Raw genomic sequence first — 14,351 nt, 5'->3', positions numbered from 1 at the left:
CGTCTTACCCCCTGGTGATCAGCGTCCCCCCGGAGCAGATCCCAGCCTTAAGACACCCCAGGCCCCGCAGATGTTGCCCCAGCCGCCGAATGTCACTCGAATGCAGTAACGATCACGAGGGCGCGGACCGAGGTCGACGGCGTGCTCGCCAGCCGACCACGCCCGTCGACATCGGGGCCGGGCCGTAGAACACGGTGCCGCCGATGCTCATTCACCTATCGGCGGTTTTTGCGCAACACAAACAAGACCCAGCGCATTCTTCAGTTTGATTTCCCCTGCTGCCACCGAGGGACCGAGCCGAGATTTTGGCCGGTCAACGGCAGGTGGGCGTGCGGGCGAGGCCCTAAGCTGATCGTCATGAGCGAGAAGCCGCAGGCCTCGGGCGAAAGCACTCTCACCGTTGTCCTGGCCCTGCTGGTGAATCTGGCGATTGCCGTCATGAAAGCCATTGCGGGCGTTTTGACCGGTTCGGCGGCGATCCTCTCCGAAGCCGCGCACTCGGTGGCCGACACGTTCACCGAAGCGCTCCTGCTGACCGCACTGCGCCGCTCGGACCGCCCCGCCGACCGCCGTCACCCGTTCGGCTACGGCAAGGAGCGCTACTTCTGGTCCCTGCTGGCGGCGGTCTCGATCTTCGCCTCGGGCGCGATGTTCGCGTTCTACGAGGGCTTCCGCACGGTCTTCGGTGAACCGGAAGAACAGACCCGGCCGTGGGTCGGCTACCTCGTGCTCGGCCTGGCCTTCGTGCTGGAGTCGATCTCGTGGACCCAGGCGTTCCGGCAGGTCCGCTCCGAGGCCGCCGCGCACAGCCGCGGGTTCTGGGACTTCCTGCGGGTGTCGGACGACCCGACCGTGAAAACGGTGTTCCTGGAGGACTCCGCCGCACTGATCGGTCTGCTGCTGGCGTTCGCCGGCCTGGGCCTGCACCAGCTGACCGGCTCGTCGCTGTGGGACGGCCTGGCCTCGCTGGCCATCGGCGTGCTGCTGGCGTTGGTCGCTTATGTGCTGGCGCGCACCAACCGCGGCCTTCTGATCGGACGGCAGGCGGACCCGGTGATGGTGAAGGCGATCTGGAGTCAGCTCGGCGAAGTGCCCGAAGTCGACGCCGTCGTGGACGTGCTGACGATGCTCATCGGCACCGACCGCGTGCTGCTGTGCGCACGACTCGACTTCAGGGACGAGCTGACGGCCTTCGAACTGGAGAACGCGTGCGTGCGCATCTCCGCGGAGCTGCGCACGTCGTTCAGCGACCTGGACGAGATCTTCCTGGAGCCCGTGCCCCGGTCAGATCCCGACCTGCGCCGCCGCGTGCTGGAACGCTACGGCTTCTAGCGCCGCGTGTCGGTGCGGTGGAAGTTGAGGTAGGCGCGGCTGGGCGTGGGCCCGCGCTGCCCCTGGTACCGGCTGCCGGCCTGCTTCGAGCCGTACGGGTGCTCCGCCGGGCTCGACAGCTTGAACAGGCACAGCTGCCCGATCTTCATGCCCGCGTGCAACGTGATCGGCAGGTTGGCCACGTTGGACAGCTCCAGCGTGATGTGGCCGGAGAAGCCGGGGTCGATGAAGCCGGCCGTGGAGTGGGTCAGCAGCCCGAGCCTGCCGAGGCTGGACTTGCCCTCGAGGCGCCCGGCCAGGTCGTCCGGCAGCGTGACCATCTCGTAGGTCGAGCCGAGCACGAACTCACCGGGGTGCAGCACGAACGGCTCGTCCTCCGCCGTCTCGACCAGACTCGTCAGGTCGTCCTGCTGCAAGGCGGGATCGATGTGGGTGTAGCGGGTGTTGTTGAAGACCCGGAAGAACCGGTCCAGCCGCACGTCGATGCTCGACGGCTGAACCATCTCGACGTCGAACGGGTCGAGTAGGAGACGGCCGGACTCGACCTCTTTGCGCAGATCCTGGTCACTCAGCAGCACGCGGACAGGCTAGCTCAGCCTTGTGTATGATCGGCGACGCACTGCTTCGCGGGTGTAGTTCATTGGTAGAACGACAGCTTCCCAAGCTGTAGAGGCGGGTTCGATTCCCGTCACCCGCTCGAAACCGGTAGCCGGTGTGTGCCTGCGGAAAGCGCAGGCCGCACCGGTTTCGGTGTTTTCTGAGGGCCCAGCCCCCAGACCCCGGCCGGGCGGGCTCCGCCCCCGGACCCCCGGCCCGCTGCGTGATTGCGCCGTAACGGGTTCCCAGCACGTCACCTCGCGATCCGCGCGCAGCCAGCCGGTCGCAACGGCCTGAATTCGATCTGCTGACGCTCCGGCCGTGAACTCGCTCGGGGCGTTCTGCTGATAACAGGGCGAAGACCCTTCGCTCGAAAGGCCACCATGACAGCAACCGACGCGGAGCTCGTAGAAGCGTCGCTGCGCGTGCCGGAGAAGTTCGCGCTGTTCTTGCAGGGCAACGACAAGGACCGGTCGGTCAACTCGTACGGCAAGGACGTGCTGGGCATGGTCAGCGGCTCGTACCTGCCGGGGCCGCAGCGGGCCGCGTTGTTCGAGGCGGCGACCCGCGTGCCGGGGCTGACCGTCGTGGAGAACGTCTCGGCCGGCCGGCCGGGGATCGGGATCAGCTGGCCGGTACCGGAGGGCTCGTTGCCGGAGGCCAAGCCGACGGTGATGGTGTTCGACAAGGACACCTACGAGTACCTCGGCACGCAGAACGAGCCGCCGGACGCGTCCGGGTTCGTCAACCAGGTGGGCGACCGCGTCTAGCGGTGCTTCATGCCGAGGGCCCAGGTCACACGACCTGGGCCCTCGTTTTCGAGTCAGGCCGCGGTGGCGCCCTGGGGACGGTTGAGGGCCCGGCGAAGGTGGCGGAGCGCCATGGTTGTCGCGGTGAACGCGACGACCGCCAGCGCGACGGCCGGGAGGTAGCCGAACAGGACTGCCATGGCCAGCATGGAGCCCCGCGGCAGCAGGTCGTGGATCGGCTCGAGCAGGTAGACGGTGGCGCTCGCGATCAGCAGGGTGGTGAGCAGGCCGCGCGCTCCCGTGCGCTGGAAGACCAGCCCCGCGGCGACGAGGAGGGCGAGAGCCGTTCCGATGGGGAGCGCTTGCTCGTCGAGGTCCATCGCGAAGGAACGCCTGCTGTGGGCGGGCACCGACGTGGCCACCGTGAGGACCGCGAAGGCCACGGAGACCGGGGCGACGAGCGCGGCGACGAGCCCGGCGCGCAGGCGCTCGCGCTTGTCGAGCCGGAGAGCGGCTGCGGGTGCGAGCAGCAGGAGCAGACCACCGATGACCACGGCCTTGTGCGCGTCCGTACCCACGCCCGCGTCCACGCCGGGCATGAACGGCGCCGCCAGAGCGGCACCGGCGGCCAAGCCCCTGGCCCACCAGGCGTGGCCCCGAAGCACCGACACCACGGCCCCGGCCCACAGTGCGGTGGTGACCGCGAGCGCGAGGTGACCCCACACCGACCCGACGTGCACGACGTCGGTCAGGCCCATGCCGTCGAAGGCGAGCAACGCGTAGACGGCGAGGAGGTAGCCGGTGATCAGGGCGGCGACGGGGATGGTCGCCGCGGCGGTCGCACCGCGGATGCCGTCACCCGCTCCGCGCACGTGGGCACGGACGGCACCGCGCAGCAGACTGACTCGTTCCCGTGCGGTGGGCCGGATCTGGCCGGGCTGCGCCATCTCGCAGAGAGTGCCCAGCATCTCCTGCTCGCGGTCGGCGCGGTAGGCGGCGGGGTACCAGCGGAGCAGCCTGCGGTAGGCGTGCTCGAGGCGGTGGGACGCCGGGTCGGCGACGGTCACAGACGTGCTCCTTCGAGGAATACGGGGTCGGTTCGCATGAGCGGGTGCGTCACTGCTCGGTGCGTCAGGCCAGGCCGGCCGCGGGGCCTGCGCCGAAGCCGCTCAAGCCACCACGGGCGGCGCGAGCGCGGAGGCCGGCGGTGGCGGCGTCGGCGTTGGCGCGCAGCCGGGCGGTTTCGTCGGCGAGAACGCCGGCGCCGGTGTCGGTGAGCTTGTAGTAGCGGCGCAGGCGACCTTCGACGACGTCCTCGCGGTCGAGTTCGATCCAGCCGTCGTCCTTGAGCCGGTCGAGAGCGCCGTACAAGGTGCCGGCCTGGAGGCGGACGCGGTCGGCTGAAAGTTCCGCTACGGCCCGGACGATGCCGTAGCCGTGGAGCGGTTCGGTGGTGAGCGCGGTGAGGATGAGGAACGTGGGCTCACGAAGCGGGATGGGCACACCAGGAAGCTACAGCTGCCGACATATATCGTCAACCGACCCATAGTGCCGAGCGCCGACACGTGGCCGTGAACCAATCTTCAGCCCAGCAGGATTCATTTATCGCAAATGAAAGTTGCTGTTGTTGTCGTGCGATAAGGCGTAGCCACCAAACCGTCCAGTCGGCTTTTGCCTCACGAACTGGAATGCTTCACTCAATCAGGTGACGCTTGCTCGGGAAAGTTCGGGTCGACGGGTAAGAAGTAACCCCTGCGATCGCTCTTTCGATGAGGGTGAAGTACCCAATCGGATGATCACGCCAGATACGCTCTGCAGGCCCGAATTCACCCGGAGTAACTCCTGACACGCGACAATCGAGCTGCATTCGACGTTCTCGCGTCCGCCCTGACGCAGTGCAACGTGGATCGAGTCACCGGCGCATTGCGCGTTGTCGGCAATGCGGGCGGACTGTTTCATTTGCGCGACGGCGCGGTGGTCGCGGTGGACAGCCCCGGATCTCCCGGACTGGAGACACTTCTGCTGAGTTCAGGCAGGATCGAGGAAAGCGACTGGACCGCGGCACTGGTGGAGAGTGTCGAGACACGATCCCTTCAAGCGGCACTTCTGGCTCGAGGGATCAAGTCCACCGAAGTCGAGGACCTCATCACGGCAGTCGTGCTGGACGGGGCGTTCGCCACTGCCGCCGGCGAGATCGAGGAATGTCTCGTCGACGAATCCATCGATCACCCCCTGCTGGCCGCGTCCGACGGCGTCGCCACGGACCTGCTGTTGTCGGAAACGGCCCGCCGACTGGATGCGATTGCCTCACTCGCGGTCACCTTGTCGCCTTACCGGGACCGGGTGGTGGCAGCGGGCAGAACGGAGTCCGCCGTGGTGACCGCGGAACAGCGGGAGATCATCGCGCACGCCACCGGAAGGCGCACCGCGCGGGACATGGCCTTCGCGCTGGGCCGAAGCCTCTACCCGGTCACCGTCGAAATTTCCCGAATGCTCGGTGACGGACTGCTGGAGATCGCCCCACCGGCGACATCGTCCAGTTGTTCGCATTGGGGACTGACTTCACTGCGTCCTCGGACACCAGCGACGCAGACCGTCAGTCGCGAGGCTGACCAGGCGAGTTCACTGCCCACTCGCCGCCCGGGACGGGCCGCGCCGGATTCCGGAACCGTCTGAGGACTTCGGAGGTGGAATGTTAGTGCTGAGCGGTTCGGCTTTTCCAATTCAGGAGTGGAGTGAATTGGACTACGACGCCCTGAGCGCCGAGATGCGGAAGCTCCGGGAGAACGTCCCCGGAGTCACCGACACGGTGCTGGCCGCGTCCGACGGGATCCCCATCCTCGCCGACGTGGCGAAGAACGTCGAACCCGCACACATCTCCGCACTGGCCGCCGCCGAGCTCGGAATCGCGCGCCAGGCAGCGGAGGTGATCGGCCTGGGCACGCTCAGCCAGACCGTGGTGTTCGGCAGCGAGGGCTACATGGCCGTGTACGCCATCGGCAGGCTTTCACTGATGGTCGTACTCGGGGACAAAGGGCTGAACCTCGGCCGTCTCCTGCACGAGTCCCGGCCTGTGATCGAACGGGTCGGCGCGATCCTGGCCGCGTAGCAAACACCTCAATCCGGTGAGTACATGTCCACGTTTGGTTCATTGTTCTCGTCAATTTCTTCTGCATGGAGACGTGTCCGCATGCGACCGAGACACCGGAAGTCGGCCACGTCACCTCAACCACCAGCTGAAACAGGGAAGTGGATTTCGATGAACATCGATATCGCGTTGAAAGAGGCCATGTCCATCTCCGGCGCCGTCGGCGTCGCACTGGTCGACTACGACAGCGGAATGTCGCTCGGCACCAGCGGTGGAGGCGACTGGCTGAACCTGGAAATCGCCGCGGCCGGAAACACCGAGGTGATCAGGTCGAAGCTGCGGGTGATGTCCTCGCTCGGACTCAACGACAGCATCGAGGACATCCTGATCACGCTGCACCGCCAGTACCACCTGATCCGGCTGATGAGCGGGATGAAATCCAGAGGTTCGCTCTTCCTGTACCTGGTGCTGGAAAGGGAGGTCGCGAACCTCGCGATGGCCAGGCATCAGCTCAAGCGCATCGAAGCCGACCTGCAGGTATAGGTCGATTCGATTCATGTCAGCCGCTCCACCCAAGGGCCCAGGTCGCACGGCCTGGGCCCTTTTTTCGACGTTGAGAGCTTCTTTTGGCCCCAACCGGTAGAGTGGCCACTTCGGCCTCGACAAGATCTCCGTGATGCGAGGTGGTCACTGTGACGGTGTTCATCAGCCACTCCTTCGACAACAAGCCCGAGTTCGCGAACGTCACCGAGTCGCTGGATCGGCTGAAAGTCCCGTATTGGCGGCCGGCCGAGATCAAGACCGGCGGTGCCTCGCTCCGCGACCAGCTCCGTGCAGCCGTGCAGACGTGCTCGGTGTGCGTTTTCATCGCCACCCACGCTTCGGTGAAGTCGAGCTGGTGCGGCGCGGAGCTGGGAGCGTTCTGGGGGGCCGGCACACCGATCATCGTGTACGTGGCCGACTCGTCGCTGCCGGAAAAGCATCTGCCTCCGATTCTTCAAGGCGACGCCTGGGAGCGGACGCTGGCCGTGGTGGCGTCCAGAGCCGCGGAACTGGTCAGCCATGACCAGAGCGGGGCCTACACAGCTCCCCAGCCGAGCACGTTGGTCTCGAACATGAACGCCTCACAACTCGAGAAGGTCGTCACCGGCGCGCTCTCGCTCGCACTGGCGCAGGCAGCCGACGAACCGGCCGGCATCAACGTGGAGACGGCCGCCTCTGAAGCCACGGGCCGGACTCTGCGCGCACGCGCGACGGTCGGACTTCTCGGCGAAGACCCCGAAGACGACTGGAAGCGACGCATCCTCTGGGTCGACGACCATCCCGGCAACAACCAGCGCGAGCGGAAGGTTTTCGAGTCGTTCGGCATCGAGTTCACTCTCGCCAGGTCGACCAGGGAGGCCCTGAGCGTGCTCGACGAACGCCGGTTCGGAGCGATCATCTCGGACATGGGCAGAGCTGAGGGCCCGGACGAGGGTTTTGCCTTGTTGAACGAGGTCCGATCGCGGGATCTCTCGACGCCGTTCTTCCTCTACACCGGTGTCGCAGCACGCCAACATCGGCTGGAGGCGTCAGCGCGCGGAGCGCAGGGCGTGACGAACATGGCAGCCGAACTGGTGGACATGGTGACCGCGGCTCTGGGCAAAGCGGTCTAGTCGACCGGTAGACCCCACGGCCTGCGGTCCAACTCCACCCACCCACCGCCACGAGCGAGAGCAGCGCGCACACCCGCCACGTGGTCGGCGAACGACGCGAGATCGCCGTGCAGCAACTCGGCGCGCTCGACGTCCAACGGGTGTGTGTCGTCGTGCCACAGATCAACGGCGAACGAGGCGACGAACGACATCGACTGCAGGAGCTGCAGCAGGGCCACGGAAGGGCGAGCGGTCTCGGCGAGGTAGTCCGAGCGGATCGACTCGCAGTCCTCCAGCAGGGCCCGGACCTGACGGATGGCATCGGCCGGAGTGCCGTCCCACGACGGGTCCGGGTACACGCGGTCGCTCAGCTCCAGCCAGAGCCGCCACCCCGTGGCCAGTTCCGCGTCGTCAGCAGGACACCACTTACCCATGCCTCCACTGTGCATGCGCAACCGCGCATGAGTCTCGTGACGATGACGCACGCCACGGAACCAACGGGTCACACACGCGTCTTGAAGCGCATGACGCATGTGAGGCAAGGGCTTGGCGTGCTGCTCAAGCCGATGGCGGTCGGGCTCGCCATCGGGCTGGTCCTGGCGTTGCTCGCGGTGCCGGCGCTCAAGTACGAGCTGGCCGACCACGCCAATCTCGCCACCCGCATCCTGGCCTACGGTTTCCTGCTCGTGCCCGTCGCCGTCGTCACCGTGCTGAAGAGCTCCTACCCCGTCACGCACACCACCGGGCTCGTGGCGGGCGCGACGGCGATCCTTGCCACCGCCGGCCAGACGTACACCGGTACGCCGATGCCCTACATCTGGCTCGCGGCGGCGACCCTGTTCGGATGCGCCGCCGCGAGGATCATGCAGAAGGAACGTGCCGTGGTTACGCCTTGACGGTGGCCACGTCGGGCTCGTCGGACTTCAGCGAGTCGATCAGCGCGTCGCGTTCCGGCGAGGCTTCCGGCTTCGCGAAGCCGATCGCCAGGTACAGGACCAGGGAGACCAGCAGGGGCGTCGAGACGATCAGGGCCTGCGAGACGACGAAGTCCTTCAGGAACTGCTGTTCGACGTAGAGGAAGATCCAGGTCGAGAGACCACCGATGGTCGACGACAGGGCTGCCGTCGGGCCGAACTTCCGGAACCACGGGAGCAGGCCGAGCATCAGCGGGATCGCGATCGGGCCCATGGTGGCCGCCACGAGGGCGATCACGACCTTCAGCACGAAGCCCTTGGTGTCCGCTGTCAACGCGATGGTCATCGACAGGCCGATGAACAGGAACGTCGTGATGCGCGCCAGTTTCAACTGAGCATCCGCGGTCATCGCACGGGCGCCCTTCCAGATGCGCGGAAGGATGTCGCGGGTGATGACGGCGGTGATGACGTTGGCGTCGGAGGAGACCATCGCCATCGTGTGCGAGAAGAAGCCGGCGAGGACGAGGCCCACCATGCCCGCGGGGAGCATGGCCTTGCCCATCTCGACGTAGGCCTGTTCGGCGTTGGCGTCCATGCCGGGAACGATCAGCGGGGCCGCCCACATCGGGAAGAACAGGATGAGCGGCCAGACGAGCCACAGCCCGGCGGACAGCAGGGCCGAACGCTTCGCGGCGAAGCCCGACGGGGCCGCCATGTAGCGCTGGGCCAGGTTCCACATGCCGCCGTTGTACTCGAGCGTCTTGATCAGGAAGAGCGCCATGAAGAACGTCAGCGTGTAGGGACCGGTCAGCGGGTCGCTGTGGCTCTCGGGGAGCTTGTCCCAGATCGTCCACATGAAGTTGATGCCACCGAAGTGCGACGCGACCGCGAAGAACATCGCGAGGCCCGCGGCGCCCTGGATGATGAACTGGCCGAAGTCCGTCAGCGCGTCGGCCCACAGACCGCCGAGCACCGAGTAGACCATCGTGACGACGCCGACGAGCGCGATGCCCCAGAAGATCGGGACACCGGCGAAGCCCTGCAGCAGCAGCGCGACGGCGACCCACTTGGCCGCGATGTCGACGACCTTCAAACCGGCGCCCGCCCATGCCATGAGCTGCTGGGTCGGCACGTTGTATCGAATTGCCAGGTACTCGAGCGGCGACTTCACGTCGTGCTTGGCGCGCAGCCGGTTCCAGGCAGGTGCCCAGAGGAACGCGCCGATTCCGACGCCGATGCCGATCGTCAGCGACCACCAGATGTAGACCGTGAGGCCGAGCCGGTACGCCTCCGCCGCGAACGCGACGAACATGACGGCGCTGTACCCGGACATGTGGTGCGAGATGCCTGACAACCACCACGGCATCTTGCCGCCCGCGGTGAAGAAGTCGGCGATGTTCTTGATCCGCCCGCGGGACCAGAGACCGATGCCGACCATCACCACGAAGTAACCGGCGACCACGATCCAATCGAGGGTGCCCATGTGACCTCCTTGCGTGCACACACGTGTGCCCGCGAGAGCACCAGGCCTCATGGCGGCGGGAACCTGGCACATCCGCACGGGATATGTGACGTAGGTCTTACGAGACTGTTGCCCCGGGACGGAAGACCTTCGGCGGTCTTGAATCACATTCGTGACCCTTGTTCACCTACGTGAACCGGCTATTCCGCGTCACACGTCCGAGGGAACGACGTCTCTCCTCCGGAAGCACGAACGGAGGTGCTGATGCTCCCGCCCAGCCGGCCTGCCCCCGGTGTCGCGCTGATCGACCCGGTACCGCTGTACCGCGAAGGCCTGTCCGCCCTGATCAGGCGGACCGGCGGCCTGCGCTGGCTCGGTTCCACGGGTGATCTGCACGCTGCCGTTCGCCTGCACGAACGACTGCGCCCCGACGTGCTCCTCATCGACTCCGTGCTCGATCCGGTGGGCCACCTGGCCCGGCTACTGGTCGAACGCGACCCGAATCTGCTGATCATCGGACTCGTCCGCGACGCGCACTCGCACGCGAACTACGTGACGAGCGTGTTAGAAGCAGGTGTTCGCGGCGTCGTACCGCGTTCGGCCCAGCCGGAGCAGATCGTCCGGGTGATCGCCGAGACGTGCCGGTCCCGCGGCTACGTGCACCCCGACCTGCGCCCGACGAAGGAACGGCCGACGCTCACCCGGCGCGAGTACGAGGTGCTCACGCTCATCGCGGACGGCCTGGAAAACCAGCAGGTCGCGAACGAGCTCATCGTGTCCGTGGAGACCGTGCGGACCCACGTGAAGGGCATCCTGCGCAAGCTCAGCGCGCGCGACCGAACGCACGCGGTGTCACTCGCTTACCGGTCAGGACTGCTGATCGGCCGACCAGCCGTGCTCGAGTAGCCCGAACACCTCGTCGGCGGCCCGTTCGCGGTCCGGCCGATCGAAGATCAAGTCCCGCGCCTCCAGGGCGAACCGGGCCAGCGCGGCACATCTGACGTCGCCGTCCGGCGCACCGATCTCCGCCGCGATGACGCGCGCCAACGCGTCCTGATGGCGCATCCACATCCCGTGCGCGTACGCACGCAACGCCGGTGTCGTCCGCACCAGCCGCTGGAAGTCGTCGAACATCGGGTGGTCGGCGTGCCCCTTGGCCGCCTCGACGAAGTGGTCCCGCAGCGCCTGCGTGATCGACTTGCCGGCCGGACGCTCCCGCACCACGCCTAGCAGCGCGGACTCCTGCTCCTCGTCCTCGTCGAAGAGCAGCGACTCCTTGCTCGGGAAGTGCTTGAACAGCGTCGTCACCGACACGTCCGCACGGTCGGCGATCTCCTTCACGCCCACGTCGTCGAACCCGCGCGCCATGAACAGGTCCAGCGCCGCGTCAGCGATCGACCGGCGGGTCTGCAGCTTCTTGCGCTCACGGCGGCCGAGTTCGGTCACCGCCCGATCCTAGCGTGCGAGTTGAACCACTTCAAAAGTGTAGTGGTTGCACTTTTGTAGTGGATACGCTTTCATCGACGGCATGACCACACCACGCATCGCCATCGCAGGGGCCGGCATCGGCGGCCTCACCTGTGCCCGCGTTCTCCAGCTGCACGGCTTCGAGAACGTCACCGTCTTCGAGCGGGAGAGCTCGCCGGAGGCCCGCCAGCAGGGCGGCACCATCGATCTGCACGCCGACAGCGGTCAGGAGGCGATCCGCGCCGCCGGCCTGTTCGACGAATGGCACGCGCTCGCCCGCTTCGAGGGCCAGGAGCAGCGCAAGGTCGACCACGCCACGGCCGCGTTGATCGAGCACGAGCCGGCGGAGGGCGACTTCCGCCCGGAGATCGACCGCGGCCAGCTGCGCAAGCTCCTGCTCGACTCACTGGCGCCCGGAACCGTCTGCTGGGGCCTCGGCATCGACTCCGCCGCACCGGGCGAGATCACGTTCCTGGACGGCTCCACTGCCACGTTCGACCTGGTCATCGGTGCGGACGGAGCCTGGTCACGGGTGCGCCAGGCCCTGTCCGACGCGATTCCGCAGTACACCGGCGTGATGTTCGTCGAGACCCGGCACGACAACGACGAACGACTCCTCGACCTCACCGGTCAGGGCACGATGGTCGTGGACCACGAGGGCCTGATGCTGTGGGCGCAGCGCAACAGCGGCGATCACATCCGCGCGTATGCGTGCATGCGCGCGCGTGAGGATTGGAAGCCCTCCAACGCCGAGCTGCTGGACCTCTACGCGGACTGGCACCCGGACCTCAGGGCGTTCCTCGCCGGCGAGCTGATCCACCGGCCCCTTTACGCGCTGCCGGTGCCCCACAGCTGGGACCACACGCCCGGCGTGACGCTGCTCGGTGACGCGGCCCACCTGATGCCTCCGCTGGGCGTCGGGGCCAACCTCGCGATGCAGGACGCGGCCGAACTGGCGCTCGCGATCGCCGAGAACGGTGTCCGAGACGGTGCGCGAGCCTACGAATCTGTCATGTTGCCGCGCGGGATCAGCTTCGCCGAGCGCACGAACCCCGCACTTCTCGAGATGGTCTCCGAGCGTCCGATACGCGTCTGACCGGCTCTCATGCCCGATTCAGGGTGGTTGCGGGAGTGTCTGATTCGCCACCAGTGGGTGGTCGCCCTTGCCGGGGTTACTGTCGGGTAATACTCTGTTGTTACCGGTCAGTAGGCGACCCCGCCGCGACCCTGAGGAGTGAGCTGACGAGATGGGCCACTACAAGAGCAACGTCCGGGATCTCGAGTTCAACCTGTTCGAGGTCTTCAACGTGCAGGACCACCTCGGCACGGGGCCGTTCGAGCAGTCCGACGAGGACACGGCGCGCAGCGTGCTGGCCGAGGTGAAGAACCTCGCGGAGGGTGTCCTGGGGGACTCCTTCGTCGACGCAGACCGCAACCCACCGGTGTTCGACCCCGCGACGCACTCGGCGACCCTGCCGGCGTCGCTGAAGAAGTCGTACCAGGCGGTGTGGGACGGCGAGTGGTACCGCCTGTTCCTGCCGAACGAGCTGGGCGGCTTCGGCACCCCGCCGTCGGTCACCTGGGCCGCGTCCGAGCTGCTGCTCGGTGCGAACCCGGCGGTCTACATGTACCTGGCGGGTCCCAGCTTCGCGACGGTCGTCTACAACAACGGCACCGAGCGCGACAAGCAGTGGGCGCAGCTGATGATCGACCGCGGCTGGGGCGCCACGATGGTGCTGACCGAGCCGGACGCCGGTTCCGACGTCGGCGCCGGCCGCACCAAGGCCATCAAGCAGGACGACGGCACCTGGCACATCGAGGGCGTGAAGCGCTTCATCACGTCCGCCGACCAGGACCTGACCGAGAACATCATGCACATGGTCCTGGCGCGTCCCGAGGGCGAAGGCATCGAGGCGAAGCCAGGCACCAAGGGCCTGTCGCTGTTCCTGGTGCCGAAGTTCCACTTCGACCCCGAGTCCGGTGAGCTGGGCGAGCGCAACGGCGCCTTCGTGACCAACGTCGAGCACAAGATGGGCCTCAAGGCGTCCACCACGTGCGAGCTGACGTTCGGCCAGCACGGCGTGCCCGCCAAGGGCTGGCTGCTCGGCGAGGTGCACGACGGCATCGCGCAGATGTTCGACGTCATCGAGTACGCCCGCATGATGGTCGGCACCAAGGCCATCGCGACGCTGTCGACCGGTTACCTGAACGCGCTGTCCTACGCCAAGGAGCGCGTGCAGAGCGCCGACCTGACGCGCATGACGGACAAGACCGCCCCGCGCGTCACCATCACCAACCACCCCGACGTGCGCCGCAGCCTGATGCTGCAGAAGGCGTACGCCGAGGGCCTGCGCGCGGTGTACCTGTACGCCGCCACGCAACAGGACAAGGTGATGCTGGGCGGCGACGACGCGAAGCTGGCGGCCAAGGTCAACGACCTGCTGCTGCCGATCGTCAAGGGCGTCGGCTCGGAGCGTGCGTACGAGCAGCTGGCGCAGTCGCTGCAGACGCTGGGCGGCTCGGGCTTCCTGCAGGAGTACCCGATCGAGCAGTACATCCGGGACGCCAAGATCGACTCGCTGTACGAGGGCACCACGGCCATCCAGTCGCTGGACTTCTTCTTCCGGAAGATCATCCGCGACAAGGGCCAGGCGCTCGGCTTCATCAACGGCGAGATCCAGACGTTCCTCGACAACGAGGGCGGCAACGGCCGTCTGAAGGAGGAGCGGGCGCTGCTCAAGCAGGGTCTCGAAGACCTGCAGGGCATGCTCGGCGCGCTGGTCGGCTTCCTGACCACCTCGCAGGAGGACGTCCGCAACCTCTACAAGGTCGGCCAGAACTCGGTCCGCCTGCTGATGACCGCGGGTGACGTCCTCGTCGGCTGGCTGCTGCTGCGTCAGGCCGAGGTCGCGCTGCAGAAGCTCGCGGGCACGCCGTCGGCCAAGGACAAGGCGTTCTACGAGGGCAAGATCGCCGTGGCGTCGTTCTTCGCGAAGACGGTGCTGCCGGAGCTCACCGCCCGCCGCAAGATCGCCGAGCAGACCGACAACGCGCTGATGGACATCGACGAGAGCGTTTTCTAAGCGCCTCAAGGACAACGGGTCCGCG

Annotated in this window: 16 protein-coding genes and 1 tRNA gene; 11 read left to right on the top strand and 6 right to left on the bottom strand. The window is 66.9% G+C overall.

The genetic code is table 11. The annotated features are described in order from the left end of the window. Positions 1-357 precede the first annotated feature (357 nt). Entirely contained in the window at positions 358-1,332 is a 975-nt protein-coding gene (locus tag SK803_RS06785; protein WP_319964910.1) for a cation diffusion facilitator family transporter, read from the top strand. On the opposite strand, the gene dcd is transcribed toward SK803_RS06785, so the two are convergent. Continuing rightward, entirely contained in the window at positions 1,329-1,910 is a 582-nt protein-coding gene (gene dcd, locus SK803_RS06780; RefSeq protein ID WP_319964909.1) for a dCTP deaminase, read from the bottom strand. The two genes, SK803_RS06785 and dcd, sit on opposite strands and share 4 nt — an antisense overlap. A gap of 48 nt (positions 1,911-1,958) precedes the next feature. On the opposite strand from dcd, the gene SK803_RS06775 reads away from it, so the two are divergent. Together SK803_RS06775 and SK803_RS06770 are read left to right on the top strand one after the other, a co-directional pair. Next, positions 1,959-2,029, top strand: a tRNA-Gly gene (locus tag SK803_RS06775). A 283-nt stretch (positions 2,030-2,312) separates the two neighbouring features. Further along, positions 2,313-2,699, top strand: coding sequence for a hypothetical protein (locus tag SK803_RS06770; RefSeq protein WP_319964908.1), 387 nt, complete (start codon positions 2,313-2,315; stop codon positions 2,697-2,699). A 53-nt stretch (positions 2,700-2,752) separates the two neighbouring features. On the opposite strand, the gene SK803_RS06765 is transcribed toward SK803_RS06770, so the two are convergent. Then, on the bottom strand, positions 2,753-3,745 hold the full coding sequence (locus SK803_RS06765) for a hypothetical protein (RefSeq protein WP_319964907.1): 993 nt from the start codon (positions 3,743-3,745) through the stop codon (positions 2,753-2,755). A gap of 64 nt (positions 3,746-3,809) precedes the next feature. Beyond that, the gene (locus tag SK803_RS06760) at positions 3,810-4,181 is read right to left on the bottom strand and encodes a PadR family transcriptional regulator (RefSeq protein WP_319964906.1); all 372 of its coding nucleotides are present in this window, start codon (positions 4,179-4,181) and stop codon (positions 3,810-3,812) included. A gap of 399 nt (positions 4,182-4,580) precedes the next feature. Between SK803_RS06760 and SK803_RS06755 the strand changes: the two genes are divergently transcribed. The 4 genes from SK803_RS06755 to SK803_RS06740 all read left to right on the top strand — a co-directional run bounded on the left by SK803_RS06755 (position 4,581) and on the right by SK803_RS06740 (position 7,421). Further along, positions 4,581-5,354 carry a hypothetical protein gene (locus SK803_RS06755; protein WP_319964905.1) on the top strand — a complete coding sequence of 258 codons (774 nt, stop codon included), beginning with the start codon at positions 4,581-4,583 and terminating at the stop codon, positions 5,352-5,354. A gap of 64 nt (positions 5,355-5,418) precedes the next feature. Next, positions 5,419-5,787 (top strand): roadblock/LC7 domain-containing protein, encoded by a 369-nt coding sequence (locus SK803_RS06750; RefSeq protein WP_319964904.1) that lies wholly within the window; start codon positions 5,419-5,421, stop codon positions 5,785-5,787. Between the two features lie 150 nt (positions 5,788-5,937). Beyond that, positions 5,938-6,309, top strand: a complete 372-nt coding sequence (locus SK803_RS06745) for a hypothetical protein (protein WP_319964903.1) — start codon at positions 5,938-5,940, stop codon at positions 6,307-6,309. 149 nt (positions 6,310-6,458) lie between these two features. Beyond that, positions 6,459-7,421 carry a TIR domain-containing protein gene (locus SK803_RS06740; RefSeq protein WP_319964902.1) on the top strand — a complete coding sequence of 321 codons (963 nt, stop codon included), beginning with the start codon at positions 6,459-6,461 and terminating at the stop codon, positions 7,419-7,421. Here SK803_RS06740 and SK803_RS06735 read toward each other — a convergent pair. After that, complete coding sequence (locus tag SK803_RS06735; protein ID WP_319964901.1) at positions 7,418-7,834, bottom strand: hypothetical protein; 417 nt, start codon at positions 7,832-7,834, stop codon at positions 7,418-7,420. The two genes, SK803_RS06740 and SK803_RS06735, sit on opposite strands and share 4 nt — an antisense overlap. Positions 7,835-7,924: 90 nt before the next feature. On the opposite strand from SK803_RS06735, the gene SK803_RS06730 reads away from it, so the two are divergent. Continuing rightward, positions 7,925-8,296, top strand: coding sequence for a hypothetical protein (locus SK803_RS06730; protein WP_319964900.1), 372 nt, complete (start codon positions 7,925-7,927; stop codon positions 8,294-8,296). Here the strand turns inward: SK803_RS06730 and SK803_RS06725 are convergent. Then, positions 8,286-9,797, bottom strand: coding sequence for a sodium:solute symporter family protein (locus SK803_RS06725; RefSeq protein ID WP_319964899.1), 1,512 nt, complete (start codon positions 9,795-9,797; stop codon positions 8,286-8,288). The genes SK803_RS06730 and SK803_RS06725 overlap by 11 nt on opposite strands. A gap of 243 nt (positions 9,798-10,040) precedes the next feature. Between SK803_RS06725 and SK803_RS06720 the strand changes: the two genes are divergently transcribed. Continuing rightward, positions 10,041-10,682, top strand: coding sequence for a response regulator transcription factor (locus SK803_RS06720; protein ID WP_319964898.1), 642 nt, complete (start codon positions 10,041-10,043; stop codon positions 10,680-10,682). On the opposite strand, the gene SK803_RS06715 is transcribed toward SK803_RS06720, so the two are convergent. Then, on the bottom strand, positions 10,644-11,222 hold the full coding sequence (locus SK803_RS06715; RefSeq protein ID WP_319964897.1) for a TetR/AcrR family transcriptional regulator: 579 nt from the start codon (positions 11,220-11,222) through the stop codon (positions 10,644-10,646). The two genes, SK803_RS06720 and SK803_RS06715, sit on opposite strands and share 39 nt — an antisense overlap. Positions 11,223-11,304: 82 nt before the next feature. Here SK803_RS06715 and SK803_RS06710 point away from each other — a divergent pair, with 82 nt between their 5' ends. Further along, a complete protein-coding gene (locus SK803_RS06710; RefSeq protein WP_319964896.1) occupies positions 11,305-12,339 on the top strand; it encodes an FAD-dependent oxidoreductase in 1,035 nt (344 codons plus the stop codon). Positions 12,340-12,490: 151 nt separating this feature from the next. Continuing rightward, positions 12,491-14,326: an acyl-CoA dehydrogenase gene (locus tag SK803_RS06705; RefSeq protein WP_319964895.1), complete on the top strand. Its 1,836-nt coding sequence runs from the start codon at positions 12,491-12,493 to the stop codon at positions 14,324-14,326. Positions 14,327-14,351: the final 25 nt, after the last annotated feature.

The sequence above is a fragment of the Lentzea miocenica genome, from assembly GCF_033949945.1.
In the GTDB taxonomy this organism is placed as follows: Bacteria; Actinomycetota; Actinomycetes; order Mycobacteriales; family Pseudonocardiaceae; genus Lentzea; species Lentzea miocenica.
This window is presented reverse-complemented; position numbering and strand designations above follow the sequence as displayed.

Bases quoted from the DNA above. Each gene is read 5' to 3' on its own strand.
- SK803_RS06785 (WP_319964910.1), top strand. From the start codon at position 358: ATGAGCGAGAAGCCGCAGGCCTCGGGCGAAAGCACTCTCACCGTTGTC.
- SK803_RS06770 (WP_319964908.1), top strand. From the start codon at position 2,313: ATGACAGCAACCGACGCGGAGCTCGTAGAAGCGTCGCTGCGCGTGCCG.
- SK803_RS06745 (WP_319964903.1), top strand. From the start codon at position 5,938: ATGAACATCGATATCGCGTTGAAAGAGGCCATGTCCATCTCCGGCGCC.
- SK803_RS06735 (WP_319964901.1), bottom strand. From the start codon at position 7,834: ATGGGTAAGTGGTGTCCTGCTGACGACGCGGAACTGGCCACGGGGTGG.
- SK803_RS06730 (WP_319964900.1), top strand. From the start codon at position 7,925: ATGACGCATGTGAGGCAAGGGCTTGGCGTGCTGCTCAAGCCGATGGCG.
- SK803_RS06725 (WP_319964899.1), bottom strand. From the start codon at position 9,797: ATGGGCACCCTCGATTGGATCGTGGTCGCCGGTTACTTCGTGGTGATG.
- SK803_RS06720 (WP_319964898.1), top strand. From the start codon at position 10,041: ATGCTCCCGCCCAGCCGGCCTGCCCCCGGTGTCGCGCTGATCGACCCG.
- SK803_RS06710 (WP_319964896.1), top strand. From the start codon at position 11,305: ATGACCACACCACGCATCGCCATCGCAGGGGCCGGCATCGGCGGCCTC.
- SK803_RS06705 (WP_319964895.1), top strand. From the start codon at position 12,491: ATGGGCCACTACAAGAGCAACGTCCGGGATCTCGAGTTCAACCTGTTC.